Origin of the sequence: Klebsiella sp. Lac1, assembly GCF_009825425.1 — a bacterium.
Classification (GTDB): Bacteria; Pseudomonadota; Gammaproteobacteria; order Enterobacterales; family Enterobacteriaceae; genus Klebsiella; species Klebsiella electrica.
Map to the genome: position 1 here is coordinate 36,479 of NZ_VJZJ01000002.1, position 19,091 is coordinate 55,569.

Here is a 19,091-nt window from a genome sequence, read left to right on the forward strand (position 1 = left end):
ACGCCACCTCGCGACAGAGCGCTAAGCGCCGTCGCAACTGCTCTTTAACAATTTATCAGACAATCTGTGTGGGCACTCAAAGTGACATGGATTCTTAACGTCCTCGGACGAAAAATGAATACCAAGTCTCTGAGTGAACATACGTAATTCATTACGAAGTTTAATTCATGAGCATCAAACTTAAATTGAAGAGTTTGATCATGGCTCAGATTGAACGCTGGCGGCAGGCCTAACACATGCAAGTCGAACGGTAGCACAGAGAGCTTGCTCTCGGGTGACGAGTGGCGGACGGGTGAGTAATGTCTGGGAAACTGCCTGATGGAGGGGGATAACTACTGGAAACGGTAGCTAATACCGCATAACGTCGCAAGACCAAAGTGGGGGACCTTCGGGCCTCATGCCATCAGATGTGCCCAGATGGGATTAGCTAGTAGGTGGGGTAACGGCTCACCTAGGCGACGATCCCTAGCTGGTCTGAGAGGATGACCAGCCACACTGGAACTGAGACACGGTCCAGACTCCTACGGGAGGCAGCAGTGGGGAATATTGCACAATGGGCGCAAGCCTGATGCAGCCATGCCGCGTGTATGAAGAAGGCCTTCGGGTTGTAAAGTACTTTCAGCGAGGAGGAAGGCGGTGAGGTTAATAACCTCATCGATTGACGTTACTCGCAGAAGAAGCACCGGCTAACTCCGTGCCAGCAGCCGCGGTAATACGGAGGGTGCAAGCGTTAATCGGAATTACTGGGCGTAAAGCGCACGCAGGCGGTCTGTTAAGTCAGATGTGAAATCCCCGGGCTCAACCTGGGAACTGCATTTGAAACTGGCAGGCTTGAGTCTTGTAGAGGGGGGTAGAATTCCAGGTGTAGCGGTGAAATGCGTAGAGATCTGGAGGAATACCGGTGGCGAAGGCGGCCCCCTGGACAAAGACTGACGCTCAGGTGCGAAAGCGTGGGGAGCAAACAGGATTAGATACCCTGGTAGTCCACGCTGTAAACGATGTCGACTTGGAGGTTGTTCCCTTGAGGAGTGGCTTCCGGAGCTAACGCGTTAAGTCGACCGCCTGGGGAGTACGGCCGCAAGGTTAAAACTCAAATGAATTGACGGGGGCCCGCACAAGCGGTGGAGCATGTGGTTTAATTCGATGCAACGCGAAGAACCTTACCTACTCTTGACATCCAGAGAACTTAGCAGAGATGCTTTGGTGCCTTCGGGAACTCTGAGACAGGTGCTGCATGGCTGTCGTCAGCTCGTGTTGTGAAATGTTGGGTTAAGTCCCGCAACGAGCGCAACCCTTATCCTTTGTTGCCAGCGATTTGGTCGGGAACTCAAAGGAGACTGCCAGTGATAAACTGGAGGAAGGTGGGGATGACGTCAAGTCATCATGGCCCTTACGAGTAGGGCTACACACGTGCTACAATGGCATATACAAAGAGAAGCGACCTCGCGAGAGCAAGCGGACCTCATAAAGTATGTCGTAGTCCGGATTGGAGTCTGCAACTCGACTCCATGAAGTCGGAATCGCTAGTAATCGTAGATCAGAATGCTACGGTGAATACGTTCCCGGGCCTTGTACACACCGCCCGTCACACCATGGGAGTGGGTTGCAAAAGAAGTAGGTAGCTTAACCTTCGGGAGGGCGCTTACCACTTTGTGATTCATGACTGGGGTGAAGTCGTAACAAGGTAACCGTAGGGGAACCTGCGGTTGGATCACCTCCTTACCTGAAAGAACCTGCCTTTGTAGTGCTCACACAGATTGTCTGATGAAAAGTAAAAAGCAAGGCGTCTTGCGATTGAGACTTCAGTGTCCCCTTCGTCTAGAGGCCCAGGACACCGCCCTTTCACGGCGGTAACAGGGGTTCGAATCCCCTAGGGGACGCCACTTGCTGGTTTGTGTGAGTGAAAGTCGCCGACCTCAGTATCTCAAAACTCATCTTCGGGTGACGTTTGAGATATTTGCTCTTTAAAAATCTGGATCAAGCTGAAAATTGAAACGACACACATGTTATGTGTGTTCGAGTCTCTCAAATTTTCGCAACACGAGCCGTTTTACGAAACAGTTTCGGGTTGTGAGGTTAAGCGACTAAGCGTACACGGTGGATGCCCTGGCAGTCAGAGGCGATGAAGGACGTGCTAATCTGCGATAAGCGTCGGTAAGGTGATATGAACCGTTATAACCGGCGATTTCCGAATGGGGAAACCCAGTGTGTTTCGACACACTATCGTTAAGTGAATACATAGCTTAACGAAGCGAACCGGGGGAACTGAAACATCTAAGTACCCCGAGGAAAAGAAATCAACCGAGATTCCCCCAGTAGCGGCGAGCGAACGGGGAGCAGCCCAGAACCTGAATCAGTTTGTGTGTTAGTGGAAGCGTCTGGAAAGTCGCAGGGTACAGGGTGATACTCCCGTACACTAAAATGCACAGGCTGTGAGTTCGAAGAGTAGGGCGGGACACGTGGTATCCTGTCTGAATATGGGGGGACCATCCTCCAAGGCTAAATACTCCTGACTGACCGATAGTGAACCAGTACCGTGAGGGAAAGGCGAAAAGAACCCCGGCGAGGGGAGTGAAAAAGAACCTGAAACCGTGTACGTACAAGCAGTGGGAGCCTACTTGTTAGGTGACTGCGTACCTTTTGTATAATGGGTCAGCGACTTATATTCTGTAGCAAGGTTAACCGAATAGGGGAGCCGCAGGGAAACCGAGTCTTAACTGGGCGTTAAGTTGCAGGGTATAGACCCGAAACCCGGTGATCTAGCCATGGGCAGGTTGAAGGTTGGGTAACACTAACTGGAGGACCGAACCGACTAATGTTGAAAAATTAGCGGATGACTTGTGGCTGGGGGTGAAAGGCCAATCAAACCGGGAGATAGCTGGTTCTCCCCGAAAGCTATTTAGGTAGCGCCTCGTGAACTCATCTTCGGGGGTAGAGCACTGTTTCGGCTAGGGGGTCATCCCGACTTACCAACCCGATGCAAACTACGAATACCGAAGAATGTTATCACGGGAGACACACGGCGGGTGCTAACGTCCGTCGTGAAGAGGGAAACAACCCAGACCGCCAGCTAAGGTCCCAAAGTCATGGTTAAGTGGGAAACGATGTGGGAAGGCACAGACAGCCAGGATGTTGGCTTAGAAGCAGCCATCATTTAAAGAAAGCGTAATAGCTCACTGGTCGAGTCGGCCTGCGCGGAAGATGTAACGGGGCTAAACCATGCACCGAAGCTGCGGCAGCGACACGATGTGTTGTTGGGTAGGGGAGCGTTCTGTAAGCCGTTGAAGGTGGCCTGTGAGGGTTGCTGGAGGTATCAGAAGTGCGAATGCTGACATAAGTAACGATAAAGCGGGTGAAAAGCCCGCTCGCCGGAAGACCAAGGGTTCCTGTCCAACGTTAATCGGGGCAGGGTGAGTCGACCCCTAAGGCGAGGCCGAAAGGCGTAGTCGATGGGAAACAGGTTAATATTCCTGTACTCGGTGTTACTGCGAAGGGGGGACGGAGAAGGCTATGTTGGCCGGGCGACGGTTGTCCCGGTTTAAGCATGTAGGCGGAGGTTCCAGGTAAATCCGGTACCTTATTAACGCTGAGGTGTGATGACGAGGCACTACGGTGCTGAAGTGACAAATGCCCTGCTTCCAGGAAAAGCCTCTAAGCATCAGGTAACATCAAATCGTACCCCAAACCGACACAGGTGGTCAGGTAGAGAATACCAAGGCGCTTGAGAGAACTCGGGTGAAGGAACTAGGCAAAATGGTGCCGTAACTTCGGGAGAAGGCACGCTGATGGTAGGTGAAGCGACTTGCTCGTGGAGCTGAACTCAGTCGAAGATACCAGCTGGCTGCAACTGTTTATTAAAAACACAGCACTGTGCAAACACGAAAGTGGACGTATACGGTGTGACGCCTGCCCGGTGCCGGAAGGTTAATTGATGGGGTTATCCGTAAGGAGAAGCTCTTGATCGAAGCCCCGGTAAACGGCGGCCGTAACTATAACGGTCCTAAGGTAGCGAAATTCCTTGTCGGGTAAGTTCCGACCTGCACGAATGGCGTAATGATGGCCAGGCTGTCTCCACCCGAGACTCAGTGAAATTGAACTCGCTGTGAAGATGCAGTGTACCCGCGGCAAGACGGAAAGACCCCGTGAACCTTTACTATAGCTTGACACTGAACACTGGTCCTTGATGTGTAGGATAGGTGGGAGGCTTTGAAGCGTGGACGCCAGTCTGCGTGGAGCCAACCTTGAAATACCACCCTTTAATGGCTGGTGTTCTAACGTAGACCCGTCATCCGGGTTGCGGACAGTGTCTGGTGGGTAGTTTGACTGGGGCGGTCTCCTCCCAAAGAGTAACGGAGGAGCACGAAGGTTAGCTAATCCTGGTCGGACATCAGGAGGTTAGTGCAATGGCATAAGCTAGCTTGACTGCGAGCGTGACGGCGCGAGCAGGTGCGAAAGCAGGTCATAGTGATCCGGTGGTTCTGAATGGAAGGGCCATCGCTCAACGGATAAAAGGTACTCCGGGGATAACAGGCTGATACCGCCCAAGAGTTCATATCGACGGCGGTGTTTGGCACCTCGATGTCGGCTCATCACATCCTGGGGCTGAAGTAGGTCCCAAGGGTATGGCTGTTCGCCATTTAAAGTGGTACGCGAGCTGGGTTTAGAACGTCGTGAGACAGTTCGGTCCCTATCTGCCGTGGGCGCTGGAGAATTGAGGGGGGCTGCTCCTAGTACGAGAGGACCGGAGTGGACGCATCACTGGTGTTCGGGTTGTCATGCCAATGGCATTGCCCGGTAGCTAAATGCGGAAGAGATAAGTGCTGAAAGCATCTAAGCACGAAACTTGCCCCGAGATGAGTTCTCCCTGACTCTTTGAGAGTCCTGAAGGAACGTTGAAGACGACGACGTTGATAGGTCGGGTGTGTAAGCGTAGCGATACGTTGAGCTAACCGATACTAATGAACCGTGAGGCTTAACCTTACAACGCCGAAGCTGTTTTGGCGAAGAGACGAAATAGATTTTCAGCTTAGATTCAGAGTTGAGTACGCAATGATGTGCGCAGCAGCAACACGGCTGATGCGATAAAGAATTGCGTACTGAGCACAAAGAATTTGCCTGGCGGCACTAGCGCGGTGGTCCCACCTGACCCCATGCCGAACTCAGAAGTGAAACGCCGTAGCGCCGATGGTAGTGTGGGGTCTCCCCATGTGAGAGTAGGGAACTGCCAGGCATCAAATAAAGCAGAAGGCCCGGTCGAAAGACCGGGCCTTTTGTTTTGTCTGGTGTTTATGGCGAAAGCAGCCCGTCCTCACGGACGGGCTTTTTGCGTTTTAACGCCCGGCATAACGCAAATGAAGCAGCGGATAGGGCCGCCCATGGTCGTCATGATCGGAGCGTCCGCTCACCACAAACCCCATATTCGCGTAAAACCCTACCGCCTGAGCATTCTGCTCATTCACATCGGTTGTGAGTCCCGGAATCCATTCCAGAGCATACCTGACTAACTGGCGACCCACGCCCATACCGCGAAAGTCAGGATCAACAAAAAGGGCTTCCAGATGCTGTTCGGAAAGCAGCATCAATGCGCAGGGCTTGTCCTCACGGGTGGCCGCAACCCATAGCGGCGCCCGGGGAAAAAACTCACACACCTGGCGCTCAATTTCCTTTCGGTCCTGCTGTGAAAGAAAATGATGCGTCGCATCAACGGAACGACGCCAGATTTCAATCAGTTGTTCGCTCTCATCACTACGCGAACGGCGAATCACTATACTCATGATATATCCTTGCGATTAACCACAGTATTCTATCCTGGAGATGGTTGAAACTTTCTCACCTTCCGCTTGCAGACTCGACATTTTCATTATTCCTGGTTATTGTTAGCTGTCTGGATGTCTAAACGTTTATACGTATGCTATGAGGTAATCAAGTTATGCCGATTCGGGTGCAGGACGAGCTACCAGCCGTCAATTTCTTGCGTGGTGAGAACGTCTTTGTGATGACGACTACGCGTGCAACAACTCAGGAAATTCGTCCGCTGAAGGTGCTTATCCTTAACCTGATGCCGAAAAAAATCGAAACGGAGAATCAGTTCCTGCGCCTGCTGTCGAACTCTCCGCTACAGCTTGATATCCAGCTCCTGCGTATCGATGCGCGTGAATCCCGCAATACGCCAAGTGAACACCTGAATAACTTCTACTGCAACTTCGACGATATTTGCGACCAGAACTTTGACGGTCTGATCGTCACCGGCGCGCCGCTGGGTCTGGTCGAATTTAACGATGTTGCCTACTGGCCGCAGATCAAACAGGTGCTGGAGTGGGCGAAAGATCACGTCACCTCTACGCTTTTTGTTTGTTGGGCGGTACAGGCCGCACTCAATATCCTGTACGGCATTCCTAAGCAGACCCGGGCAGAAAAAATTTCCGGCGTGTATGAGCATCATATTCTGCATCCTCACGCGCTGCTGACCCGTGGTTTTGATGACTCTTTCCTTGCCCCGCACTCTCGCTATGCGGATTTCCCGGCGGCGCTGATTCGCGATTACACCGATTTAGAGATCCTGGCAGAAACGGAAGAGGGTGATGCCTACCTGTTTGCCAGCAAAGATAAGCGTATTGCCTTTGTGACCGGCCACCCGGAATACGACGCCCACACCCTGGCCAGCGAATTTTTCCGCGATGTGGAAGCCGGTCTGAGCCCGGACATTCCGTATAATTATTTTCCGCAAAACGATCCGCAAAACAAACCGCGAGCCACCTGGCGCAGCCATGGCAATCTGCTGTTTGCAAACTGGCTTAACTATTACGTCTACCAGATCACTCCATACGATCTGCGGAATATGAATCCGACTTTGGATTAATCCTCCAGATAACGCGATCCTAAAGCGTTTCAGCATTTTGCCTCTGGCACCTTCGGGTGCCTTTTTTGTTTCCGAAATTCAACTCACTCTGAAAAATAACTTTAATTTCAATTTAATCAGCATGTTGCAATTTAATTAAATTAAAAATGGAAATTGTTTTTGATTTTGTAATTTTATTGAGTAGTCTTAATTGTGTTGAGCGAAAACCAGACAACGATCGTTCACTCGCGCCACCTGGATCAACCAATAGGAGCTACAAAATGACGCAACAGGCGACAATGACTGACGAACTGGCCTTCAGCCGGCCATATGGCGAGCAGGAGAAGCAGATTTTAACGCCTGAGGCGGTGGAGTTTCTGACGGAACTGGTGAGCCGCTTCACGCCTGAGCGCAATAAACTACTGGCGGCACGTATTCAGCAACAGCAGGCGATTGACGCCGGAAGACTGCCTGATTTTATTTCGGAAACTGCTTCCATTAGAAATGGCGACTGGACGATTCGCGGTATTCCCGCCGATTTACAGGATCGTCGGGTGGAAATCACCGGGCCGGTAGAGCGTAAAATGGTGATTAACGCCCTCAATGCCAACGTGAAAGTCTTTATGGCAGATTTTGAAGACTCGCTGGCGCCGGACTGGAACAAAGTTATTGATGGCCAGATTAACCTGCGCGATGCGGTGAATGGCACCATCAGCTACACCAATGAAGCCGGAAAGATTTACCAGCTGAAGCCCGATCCGGCGGTACTGGTATGCCGCGTACGCGGCCTGCATCTGCCAGAAAAACATGTTACGTGGCGCGGCGAATCGATTCCCGGCAGCCTGTTTGATTTCGCGCTCTATTTTTTCCACAACTACCAAAAGCTGCTGGCAAAAGGCAGCGGTCCTTACTTCTACCTGCCGAAAACTCAGGCCTGGCAGGAAGCGGCATGGTGGAGCGATGTCTTCAGCTACACCGAAGACCGCTTTGAACTGCCGCGCGGCACGATCAAGGCCACGCTGTTAATTGAAACACTGCCAGCGGTGTTCCAGATGGATGAAATTCTGCATGCGCTGCGGGACCATATCGTGGGCCTGAACTGCGGGCGCTGGGATTACATTTTCAGCTATATCAAAACGTTAAAAAACCATGGCGACCGCGTCTTACCCGACCGCCAGGTTGTCACCATGGATAAACCGTTCCTTAGCGCCTATTCGCGTCTGTTGATTAAGACCTGCCATAAACGCGGCGCGTTCGCGATGGGGGGGATGGCGGCATTTATCCCCAGCAAAGATGCTGAGCGTAACCGCCAGGTCCTCGCGAAAGTCACCGCCGATAAAGAACTGGAGGCGAAAAACGGCCACGACGGTACCTGGGTCGCGCATCCGGGGCTGGCGGATACCGCCATGGCGGTTTTCAACCAGCTATTGGGCGAACGTCCCAACCAGCTGTACGTCAGCCGGGAAGAAGATGCGCCGATAACCGCCGAACAGCTGCTGGCGCCCTGTGAGGGCGAACGCACAGAAGCAGGGATGCGCGCCAATATTCGCGTCGCGGTGCAGTACATCGAAGCCTGGATCTCCGGCAATGGCTGCGTCCCGATTTACGGTCTGATGGAAGATGCGGCGACCGCCGAAATTTCGCGAACCTCCATCTGGCAATGGATTCACCATCAGAAAACCCTCAGTGACGGCACACCGGTCACCAAGACGCTGTTCCGTCAGTGGCTGGCGGAAGAACTGATGGTGATTCAGGAGGAGCTTGGCGAGCACCGCTACAGCAGCGGGCGTTTTGACGATGCCGCGCGCCTGATGGAACAGATCACCACCTCAGAGGAGTTAATCGACTTCCTGACGCTGCCGGGCTACCGCCTGCTGGCGTAATCAGCGGGCAATTTTGTTTGTCTTTTTGGCCGCGGCCAAATTGCTTTCACCGATAACGCCTGGGAAGCCAGGAGCACACAATGGAGCATCTGCACATGAAAACCCGTACCCAACAAATCGAAGAATTAAACAAAGAGTGGACGCAACCGCGTTGGGAAGGCATTACCCGCCCCTATAGCGCAGAGGACGTGGTGAAATTGCGCGGCTCGGTCAATCCGGAATGCACGCTGGCGCAGTTGGGGGCGGCCAAAATGTGGCGACTGCTGCATGGCGACGCGAAAAAAGGCTACATCAACAGCCTCGGCGCATTGACGGGCGGGCAGGCATTGCAGCAGGCGAAGGCCGGGATCGAGGCAATTTATCTCTCCGGCTGGCAGGTGGCGGCGGATGCCAACCTCGCCTCCAGCATGTACCCGGATCAATCGCTGTATCCGGCAAACTCGGTCCCTGCGGTGGTTGATCGGATCAACAACACCTTCCGCCGCGCGGATCAGATCCAGTGGTCGGCGGGGATTGAAGCGGGCGATCCGCGCTATACCGACTATTTCCTGCCGATCGTGGCGGATGCCGAGGCGGGTTTTGGCGGCGTGCTTAACGCGTTCGAGTTGATGAAATCGATGATTGAAGCCGGTGCAGCGGCCGTTCATTTTGAAGATCAGCTGGCATCGGTGAAGAAGTGCGGCCATATGGGCGGCAAAGTGCTGGTGCCGACGCAGGAAGCCATTCAGAAGCTGGTCGCTGCGCGCCTGGCCGCGGATGTGATGGGCGTGCCGACGCTGGTGATTGCGCGAACGGATGCCGATGCGGCCGATCTGATTACCTCCGACTGCGATCCTTACGATCGCGAGTTTGTCACCGGCGAACGTACCAGCGAAGGGTTTTTCCGTACCCATGCCGGTATCGAACAGGCGATCAGTCGCGGTCTGGCCTATGCGCCGTACGCGGATCTGGTGTGGTGTGAAACCTCGAAACCCGATCTGGAGCAGGCACGCCGCTTTGCGGAGGCGATTCACGCGCGTTTCCCGGGCAAACTGCTGGCCTACAATTGTTCGCCGTCGTTCAACTGGAAGAAAAATCTTGATGACAACACCATCGCCCACTTCCAGCAGGCGCTGTCTGATATGGGTTACAAATACCAGTTCATCACGCTGGCGGGGATCCACAGCATGTGGTTCAACATGTTCGACCTGGCCCATGCCTATGCGCAGGGTGAAGGCATGAAGCACTACGTTGAGAAAGTGCAGCAGCCAGAGTTTGCCGCGGCTAAAGATGGCTACACTTTTGTCTCTCATCAGCAGGAAGTGGGCACCGGCTACTTCGATAAGGTGACCACCATTATTCAGGGCGGAACGTCATCGGTCACGGCGTTGACCGGTTCAACGGAAGAAGAGCAGTTCTGATTGCTGCCCGGTGGCGCTGAGCTTACCGGGCCTACGCAAGCGGTAGGCCGGATAAGCGAAGGCGCCATCCGGCATGAGCGGATGCCGGATGGGGAAAAGCGATGACGCGTGGCCTGGAATTATTGATTGCACAAACGATTTTGCAGGGTTTCGACGCGCAGTACGGGCGTTTTCTGGAAGTCACTTCAGGCGCGCAGCAGCGCTTTGAACATGCCGACTGGCATGCGGTTCAGCAGGCCATGAAGCAGCGAATTCACCTTTATGATCATCACGTCGGGCTGGTGGTGGAACAGCTGCGCTGTATTACCGGAGGTAAAAGTACCGACGCGGATTTTTTGCTGCGGGTGAAAGAGCAGTACACGCACCTGCTGCCGGATTACCCTCGCTTTGAGATTGCAGAGAGCTTTTTTAATTCTGTCTATTGCCGGTTGTTTGACCACCGCTCGTTAACACCCGAGCGGCTTTTTATTTTCAGTTCTCAGCCAGAGCGCAGCTTCCGTTCGCTGCCCCGACCGCTGGCGAAAAACTTCTTCCCCGATCGCGGCTGGGAGACGCTGTTAAGCAAGGTTCTCGCCGACTTACCCCTGCGTCTGCCGTGGCAAAATAAGGCGCGCGATATCGGCTACATTAGCGCCAGTCTGCATGAAGCGCTGGGAAGCGAGATGTTGTCCCGCTCCCACCTGCAGATTGCGAACGAACTCTTTTACCGCAATAAAGCCGCCTGGCTGGTGGGTAAGCTGGTGACGCCGGTGGCAACCTTGCCGTTTCTGCTGCCTGTTCATCGCAGCGAGGAGGGCGAGCTGTTTATTGACACCTGTCTGACGACCCACGCCGAAGCGAGCATCGTGTTTGGCTTCGCCCGCTCTTATTTTATGGTCTACGCGCCGCTGCCCGGTGCGCTGGTTGAATGGCTGCGCGATATTCTGCCGGGTAAAACCACCGCCGAACTGTATATGGCGATTGGCTGCCAGAAGCATGCGAAGACGGAAAGCTATCGCGAATACCTGCAGTATATTGCCCGCAGCGATGAGCAATTTATTGAGGCGCCGGGCATCCGCGGCATGGTGATGCTGGTCTTTACTCTGCCGGGATTTGATCGGGTATTTAAGGTGATCAAAGACCGCTTTGCGCCGCAAAAGGAGATGACCGCGGCCCACGTCCGCGCTTGCTATCAGCTGGTAAAAGAACATGACCGCGTCGGGAGAATGGCCGATACCCAGGAGTTTGAAAACTTCGTGCTGGAAAAACGGCAGATTGCCCCGGCGCTAATGGCGCTACTGCAGACAGAGGCCGGCGCAAAAATTACCGATCTGGGCGATCGCCTTGTCATCAGCCATCTCTATATCGAACGGCGGATGGTGCCGCTGAATCTCTGGCTGGAGCAGGTGAATGGCCAGGCGCTGCGCGATGCGGTGGAGGAGTATGGCAACGCCATCCGCCAGCTTGCCGCCGCCAATATCTTCCCCGGCGATATGCTGTTTAAAAATTTCGGCGTGACCCGCCATGGCCGGGTGGTGTTCTATGATTACGATGAAATTTGCTACATGACCGAAGTGAATTTCCGCGACATTCCGCCGCCGCGCTACCCGGAAGATGAGCTGGCGAGCGAACCGTGGTACAGCGTGTCGCCGGGAGATGTCTTCCCGGAAGAGTTTCGTCACTGGCTGTGCGCCGATCCGCGCATCGGGCCGCTGTTTGAAGAGATGCACGCCGATCTGCTGCGGGCAGACTACTGGCGAGAGCTGCAGACGCGAATCCGCCGCGGGCATGTGGAGGATGTCTATGCCTACCGTCGCCGTCAGCGTTTTTGCGTGCGCTATGGCGCGTTGCAGCAGGCGGGGTAGGCGTACTGTTCAGGCTGCCTCGATCACGGCAAACTCTTCGTACACCAGCTCCATATCCGGCGCCCAGGTGCCCTCTCGTTCAAAGAAGGCCCGATGTGCCGATTGCCAGTAAGCCAGGCTCAAATCGCCTTCGCCTTCCAGCGCGGCGAGCTCCGGGCTCATGTCGTTAAAACGGATGAGCCTGAGCGCCAGGGTGCGTATCACGCATACACCTTTTCCTTTACCGTCCAGCACAATGTGATATGCCCCTGGCGTCACGGGCGGCTGCTCTTGCTGATAGCTGGCAAGCGAGCCGCAGGTGCCTCGCTTTTTCCCGGCGACGACCAGGGCCGCCAGTTCGTCGGCCAGCTCAGGTGAGTCGCCGAAAGACCAGCAGAAAGCAGAAGGGTATTTATCCTGCCAGTATGATTTCAGATCGCTCATTTAGCGCATTCCGCCGTAGGCCAGGGTCACTTCTTTCGCCGCTTTAATCACCAGCGCCCCCAGTTCGGTGACGCGATCGTCGGTCATCCGGGAAATCGGCCCGGAAATAGAGATGGCGGCAAACGGCTCGCGGTGTTCGTCATAAATACAGGAGGCGACGCAGCGTAAACCGAGGGCATGTTCTTCATCATCAAAAGAATAGCCGCGCTTGCGCGTCTGGGCTAAATCCTCTTTCAGATGGACCGGGGAGACCAGCGTGGCGTGAGTATAAGCATGCAGCCCTTTGCGGTGCAGCAGACCGGTGACCTGCTCTTCGCTGAGCTGCGACAGGAACGCTTTACCCGCGCCGGAAGCGTGCATCGGGAGTTTGCCGCCGATCGGTGCCGACATGCGCATCAGCTGCGTACACTGCACTTGATCAATTATAATCGCCTGGTGATCGCTGTGATCGAGCACCGCCAGATTGACCGTTTCGCCGGAGTCTTCCATCAGCTGGCGCAGGATCGGGTGGACGATCGCCAGCAGATTGCGGCTTTGTAGAAAGCTGCTGCCGACCACAAAAGCATGTGCGCCCACGGACCAGTGGCCGAGTTCACCAACCTGGCGGACAAAGCCCAACTGCTGCATGGTCGTCAGCAGACGATGGGTGGTGGAGTTGGGCAGCCCGGCCTGCTGAGCCAGTTCGGTCAGTGCCACGCTACTGTGCGATTCAGCAATCCATTCAAGCAATTTTAATCCACGGGTAAGCGACTGAACCTGGCCGCCAGCCTGAGGGGCGGCGGGCGTCGCGGGTTTTCTGCCGCGCTTAGCGGGAACGGGAGTGGCCATCGCTGATTCCTTTTTTCTGTATCGTGGAAATAGTTTTCGTTTTATTTGCCGAATTTGCAATCACTACCGGACTGATCGGATGAGTGAAGCTGAACATGTCTCATATTGCCCGTCGTTCTCTTTTCCGCCTTGGTGCTTTATGCCAGTATGGTCCGTTAAGTTTTTTCGGTCTGGTTGAGCGTTGTCGGGAGCGAGTGTGAGCAGCAAAGTTGAACAACTGCATCAGCAGTTAAAAAAACGTATTTTGGTTCTGGATGGGGGCATGGGCACCATGATCCAGGGCTATCGTCTGAGTGAAGAGGACTTCCGCGGCGCACGCTTTGCCGACTGGCCATGCGATCTGAAGGGCAATAACGATCTGCTGGTGCTCAGTAAGCCGGATGTGATAACCGCTATCCACGACGCCTACTTTGCGGCGGGGGCGGATATCATTGAAACCAACACCTTTAACTCGACGACTATCGCGATGGCGGATTACCAGATGGAATCCCTGTCGGCGGAAATCAACTTTGTCGCCGCAAAGCTGGCGCGCGCCTGCGCCGATGAGTGGACCGCCCGCACGCCGGAAAAACCGCGCTACGTTGCCGGTGTTCTCGGCCCGACCAACCGCACCGCCTCTATTTCCCCGGATGTTAACGACCCGGCCTACCGCAATATTACCTTTGATGGGCTGGTGGAGGCTTACCGCGAGTCGACCAAAGCGCTGGTGGAAGGGGGCGTTGATCTGATTCTGATCGAGACCGTGTTCGATACCCTGAACGCCAAAGCGGCGATCTTCGCCGTGAAAGAAGAGTTTGAGGCGCTGGGTGTTGAACTGCCGATCATGATCTCCGGCACCATCACCGATGCCTCCGGGCGTACGCTCTCCGGGCAAACCACGGAAGCGTTTTATAACTCCCTGCGTCATGCCGATGCGCTCACCTTCGGCCTCAACTGCGCGCTGGGGCCAGATGAGCTGCGCCAGTACGTGCAGGAACTGTCGCGCATTGCCGAATGCTACGTGACTGCGCACCCCAATGCCGGGCTGCCAAACGCCTTTGGCGAATATGATCTCGATGCCGATACCATGGCGGCGCAGATTCGCGAGTGGGCGGAGTCCGGCTTCCTGAACGTGGTTGGCGGCTGCTGCGGTACCACGCCGGAACACATTAAAGCGATGAGCGATGCAGTCGCTGGCCTGGCCCCGCGCCAGTTGCCGGAGATCCCGGTCGCCTGTCGCCTTGCTGGCCTGGAGCCGTTGAATATCGGTGACGACAGCCTGTTTGTGAACGTCGGTGAACGCACCAACGTGACCGGCTCAGCGAAATTCAAGCGCCTGATTAAAGAAGAAAAATATAACGAAGCTCTGGACGTCGCCCGTCAGCAGGTGGAAAGCGGCGCGCAGATTATCGATATCAACATGGATGAGGGGATGCTCGACGCCGAAGCGGCGATGGTGCGTTTCCTGAATCTGATTGCCGGCGAGCCTGATATCGCCCGGGTACCGATTATGATCGACTCCTCGAAATGGGACGTCATCGAAAAGGGGCTAAAGTGCATTCAGGGCAAAGGTATCGTCAACTCCATCTCGATGAAAGAGGGCGTAGAGGCCTTCGTTGAGCATGCGAAGAAGGTGCGTCGTTACGGCGCTGCCGTGGTGGTGATGGCCTTTGATGAAGTCGGGCAGGCGGATACCCGCGCGCGCAAAATCGAAATTTGCCGCCGGGCGTACAAGATTCTGACCGAAGAGGTGGGTTTCCCGCCGGAAGATATTATTTTTGACCCCAATATCTTCGCCGTCGCTACCGGTATTGAAGAGCACAACAACTATGCGCAGGATTTTATCGGCGCCTGTGAAGATATTAAACGCGAGCTGCCGCATGCGCTGATTTCCGGCGGTGTCTCCAACGTCTCTTTCTCGTTCCGCGGTAATGACCCGGTGCGTGAAGCCATCCACGCGGTGTTCCTCTATTACGCCATCCGCAACGGCATGGATATGGGGATTGTGAACGCCGGTCAGCTGGCGATTTACGACGATCTACCGGTGGAACTGCGCGATGCGGTCGAAGACGTGATCCTCAACCGCCGTGACGACGGTACCGAGCGTCTGCTGGATCTGGCGGAAAAATACCGCGGCAGTAAAACGGACGACTCCGCCAACGCCCAGCAGGCGGAATGGCGTAGCTGGGACGTGAAAAAACGGCTGGAATATTCGCTGGTAAAAGGCATTACCGAGTTTATCGAGCTGGATACCGAAGAGGCGCGCCAGCAGGCCGCGCGTCCGATAGAAGTGATTGAAGGTCCGCTGATGGACGGCATGAACGTGGTCGGCGATCTGTTTGGCGAGGGCAAAATGTTTCTTCCGCAGGTAGTGAAATCCGCCCGCGTGATGAAACAGGCGGTGGCCTATCTGGAGCCGTATATCGAAGCCAGCAAGGAAAAAGGCTCCAGCAACGGCAAGATGGTTATTGCGACCGTGAAAGGCGATGTCCACGACATCGGTAAAAATATCGTTGGCGTGGTGCTGCAGTGCAATAACTACGAAATTATCGATCTTGGCGTGATGGTGCCGGCGGATAAAATCCTCAAAACCGCCCGCGAAGTGAATGCCGACCTGATTGGCCTCTCCGGGCTGATTACCCCGTCGCTGGACGAAATGGTCAACGTAGCGAAAGAGATGGAACGTCAGGGCTTTACGATTCCTCTGCTGATTGGCGGAGCCACGACGTCGAAGGCCCATACGGCGGTCAAAATCGAGCAGAATTATAGCGGTCCGACGGTCTACGTGCAGAACGCCTCGCGTACCGTGGGCGTGGTCTCGGCTCTGCTCTCCGACATCCAGCACGATGAGTTTGTTGCGCGCACGCGTCGCGAGTACGAAACCGTGCGTATCCAGCACGCCCGTAAGAAGCCGCGCACGCCGCCGGTCACATTACAGGCCGCCCGTGAAAACGATCTGGCCTTTGACTGGGCCAGCTATACGCCGCCGGTTGCTCATCGTCTGGGGGTGCAGAGCGTGGAAGCCAGCATCGAGACCCTGCGCAACTATATCGACTGGACGCCCTTCTTCATGACCTGGTCGCTGGCCGGCAAATACCCGCGCATCCTCGAAGACGAGGTGGTGGGCGAAGAAGCGAAGCGCCTGTTCCACGATGCTAATGAGATGCTGGATACGCTCAGCGCTGAGAAGACGCTGAATCCGCGCGGCGTGGTGGGGTTATTCCCGGCCAACCGGGTGGGGGATGATATTGAAATCTATCGCGATGAAACCCGCACCCATGTGCTGACGGTCAGCCACCATCTGCGTCAGCAGACGGAGAAAGTTGGCTTTGCCAACTACTGCCTTGCCGATTTTGTGGCACCGAAGCTCAGCGGCAAAGCGGACTACCTCGGCGCGTTTGCGGTCACCGGCGGGCTGGAAGAGGACGCGCTGGCGGAAGCGTTTGAGGCGCAGCACGATGATTACAACAAGATCATGGTCAAAGCCATCGCCGACCGTCTGGCCGAAGCGTTTGCCGAATACCTGCATGAACGCGTGCGTAAGGTCTACTGGGGCTATGCGGCAAATGAGAACCTCAGCAACGAGGATCTCATCCGCGAAAACTACCAGGGGATTCGTCCGGCGCCGGGCTACCCGGCCTGCCCGGAGCACACGGAAAAAGCGGTGATCTGGGAACTGCTGGATGTCGAGGCGCAAACCGGCATGAAGCTGACCGAGTCATTCGCCATGTGGCCGGGCGCATCGGTTTCCGGCTGGTACTTCAGCCATCCGGACAGCAAGTATTACGCGGTGGCGCAAATTCAGCGCGATCAGGTGGAAGATTATGCCCGGCGTAAAGGGATGACGCCTGCGGAAGTGGAACGCTGGCTGGCGCCAAACCTGGGATATGACGCGGACTAGAATGCGACCTGTCACAAATCCGTCATCTTAGTTTACAACTTACAGGGCGCCATCGGGGCGCCCTGTCTCTTTATTGCTGCTAAACCCTTATACTGGGGTATTGATTCAGGACTGTCTGCTCTGACTGAGATTGTCCCGGACTATGTAGTCCGGCTAAGCGCAGCGCCGCCGGGGGAATCCCGGACGGTTTATCCGTCGGGTATAAGGAGAATAAGAATCCGTGTTAACTCTGCTGCATCTGTTGTCTGCTGTTGCCCTGCTGGTCTGGGGGACCCACATCGTTCGTACCGGCGTGATGCGCGTATTTGGCGCGCGCCTGCGTTCCGTCCTGAGTAGTAGCGTTGAGAAAAAACCGCTCGCCTTCTGCGCGGGGATTGGCGTCACGGCTCTGGTTCAGAGCAGTAATGCCACCACCATGCTGGTGACCTCATTTGTCGCTCAGGATCTGGTCGCGCTGACGCCTGCGCTGGTGATTGTGCTGGGGGCCGATGTGGGGACCGCATTGATGGCGAGGGTGCTGACCTTCGATCTGTCATGGCTGTCGCCGCTGCTGATTTTCATCGGCGTGATTTTTTTCCTTGGGCGCAAACAAACGCGCGCCGGCCAGCTCGGACGGGTGGGGATCGGTCTGGGGCTGATTCTGTTAGCGCTGGAACTTATCGTGCAGGCGGTTCATCCCATCACCCAGGCAAATGGCGTGCAGGTGATTTTCGCCTCGCTGACCGGCGACATTATGCTGGATGCGCTGATTGGCGCCATGTTCGCCATTATCAGCTACTCCAGCCTGGCGGCCGTGCTGTTAACGGCAACCCTGACCTCAACCGGGGTGATTTCGTTTCCGGTCGCGCTGTGTCTGGTGATTGGCGCCAACCTCGGCTCGGGGATTCTGGCGATGATCAACAACGGCGCCGCCAACGCTTCTGCGCGCCGCGTGGCGCTCGGCAGTCTGTTGTTCAAGCTGGTGGGCAGCCTGATTATTCTGCCGTTTGTCCATGTGCTGGCCGAGGCGATGCACCGTATGCCGCTGCCGGAAGCGGAACTGGTTATCTACTTCCACGTCTTCTACAACCTGATTCGCTGCGTGGCGATGGTGCCGTTTGCCGAGCCCATGGCCAGACTCTGCAAGCGGATGATTCGTGAAGATCCCGAACAGGACCTCCATCTTAAACCAAAACATCTCGATACCACGGCGCTGGATACGCCGGCGCTGGCGTTGGCGAATGCCGCGCGCGAAACGTTGCGTATTGGCGACGCGATGGAGCAGATGCTCGGGGGGTTGCACAGGGTGATGCACGGCGAGCCGCGGGAGGAGAAGGAGCTGCGCAGGTTGGCTGACGATATCAACGTGCTCTACACGGCGATCAAGCTCTATCTGGCCCGCATGCCGAAAGACGAGCTGGCCGAAGAGGAGTCCCGCCGCTGGGCGGAGATCATCGAAATGGCGCTCAATCTGGAGCAGGCTTCCGATATCGTCGAAAGAATGGGCAGCGAAATCGCTGATAAATCGCTGGCGGCGCGCCGCGCCTTTTCGGAGGAAGGGCTGAAGGAGCTGGACGGGCTGTACGAGCAGCTGCTGAGCAACCTGCAGTTAGCGATGTCGGTCTTTTTCTCCAGCGATGTCCCAAGCGCGCGACGCCTGCGCCGCAACAAGCATCGTTTCCGTATTCTGAACCGTCGCTACTCGCACGCGCACGTCGACCGTCTGCACCAGCAGAACGTGCAGAGTATCGAAACCAGTTCGCTACATCTGGGGTTACTGGGGGATATGAAACGCCTGAACTCATTGTTCTGCTCGGTGGCATACAGCGTGATGGAGCAGCCGGATGAGGACGATGAGCGCGATGATTATTAAGCGCTTGTTGCCTGCCCCCCGGCTCGCGCTGCGCTTAGCCGGGCTACCGCTACGCTTCACCGGGCGACGGTCCATCGTCGTCTGCGGACGGGTAGCCCGGACAGGTGCGTAGCACCGCCTCCGGGAAAAGTGTGGTCGGGGTT

Annotated in this window: 9 protein-coding genes, 1 tRNA gene and 3 rRNA genes; 10 read left to right on the forward strand and 3 right to left on the reverse strand. The window is 55.5% G+C overall.

Going from position 1 to position 19,091, the window contains the following annotated elements; genetic code table 11:
* Positions 1–182 precede the first annotated feature (182 nt).
* The 4 genes from FNY10_RS15605 to rrf all read left to right on the forward strand — a co-directional run bounded on the left by FNY10_RS15605 (position 183) and on the right by rrf (position 5,230).
* Positions 183–1,722: ribosomal RNA gene (locus FNY10_RS15605) — 16S ribosomal RNA — on the forward strand.
* 85 nt (positions 1,723–1,807) lie between these two features.
* Positions 1,808–1,883: transfer RNA gene (locus tag FNY10_RS15610), tRNA-Glu, on the forward strand.
* Between the two features lie 191 nt (positions 1,884–2,074).
* Positions 2,075–4,980: ribosomal RNA gene (locus FNY10_RS15615) — 23S ribosomal RNA — on the forward strand.
* 134 nt (positions 4,981–5,114) lie between these two features.
* Positions 5,115–5,230: ribosomal RNA gene (gene rrf / locus FNY10_RS15620) — 5S ribosomal RNA — on the forward strand.
* Together the 16S, 23S and 5S rRNA genes with 1 tRNA gene alongside form the textbook arrangement of a ribosomal RNA operon.
* Positions 5,231–5,330: 100 nt before the next feature.
* Here the strand turns inward: rrf and FNY10_RS15625 are convergent.
* On the reverse strand, positions 5,331–5,774 hold the full coding sequence (locus FNY10_RS15625) for an acetyltransferase (RefSeq protein ID WP_131050769.1): 444 nt from the start codon (positions 5,772–5,774) through the stop codon (positions 5,331–5,333).
* Between the two features lie 155 nt (positions 5,775–5,929).
* Here FNY10_RS15625 and metA point away from each other — a divergent pair, with 155 nt between their 5' ends.
* From metA to aceK, 4 genes are all read left to right on the forward strand, one after another.
* Positions 5,930–6,859 (forward strand): homoserine O-acetyltransferase MetA, encoded by a 930-nt coding sequence (gene metA, locus FNY10_RS15630; RefSeq protein ID WP_100686587.1) that lies wholly within the window; start codon positions 5,930–5,932, stop codon positions 6,857–6,859.
* A 260-nt stretch (positions 6,860–7,119) separates the two neighbouring features.
* Complete coding sequence (aceB, locus tag FNY10_RS15635; protein WP_131050770.1) at positions 7,120–8,721, forward strand: malate synthase A; 1,602 nt, start codon at positions 7,120–7,122, stop codon at positions 8,719–8,721.
* 95 nt (positions 8,722–8,816) lie between these two features.
* A complete protein-coding gene (gene aceA, locus FNY10_RS15640; protein WP_100686590.1) occupies positions 8,817–10,121 on the forward strand; it encodes an isocitrate lyase in 1,305 nt (434 codons plus the stop codon).
* Between the two features lie 101 nt (positions 10,122–10,222).
* Positions 10,223–11,965, forward strand: coding sequence for a bifunctional isocitrate dehydrogenase kinase/phosphatase (gene aceK / locus FNY10_RS15645; RefSeq protein ID WP_160702553.1), 1,743 nt, complete (start codon positions 10,223–10,225; stop codon positions 11,963–11,965).
* 9 nt (positions 11,966–11,974) lie between these two features.
* Here the strand turns inward: aceK and FNY10_RS15650 are convergent, their stop codons facing one another.
* The gene (locus FNY10_RS15650; protein WP_160702590.1) at positions 11,975–12,379 is read right to left on the reverse strand and encodes an ASCH domain-containing protein; all 405 of its coding nucleotides are present in this window, start codon (positions 12,377–12,379) and stop codon (positions 11,975–11,977) included.
* A 9-nt stretch (positions 12,380–12,388) separates the two neighbouring features.
* The gene (gene iclR, locus FNY10_RS15655) at positions 12,389–13,216 is read right to left on the reverse strand and encodes a glyoxylate bypass operon transcriptional repressor IclR (RefSeq protein ID WP_100686584.1); all 828 of its coding nucleotides are present in this window, start codon (positions 13,214–13,216) and stop codon (positions 12,389–12,391) included.
* Positions 13,217–13,412: 196 nt separating this feature from the next.
* Between iclR and metH the strand changes: the two genes are divergently transcribed.
* On the forward strand, positions 13,413–17,096 hold the full coding sequence (metH, locus tag FNY10_RS15660) for a methionine synthase (protein ID WP_160702551.1): 3,684 nt from the start codon (positions 13,413–13,415) through the stop codon (positions 17,094–17,096).
* A 220-nt stretch (positions 17,097–17,316) separates the two neighbouring features.
* Positions 17,317–18,948 (forward strand): Na/Pi cotransporter family protein, encoded by a 1,632-nt coding sequence (locus tag FNY10_RS15665; RefSeq protein WP_131050773.1) that lies wholly within the window; start codon positions 17,317–17,319, stop codon positions 18,946–18,948.
* Positions 18,949–19,091: the final 143 nt, after the last annotated feature.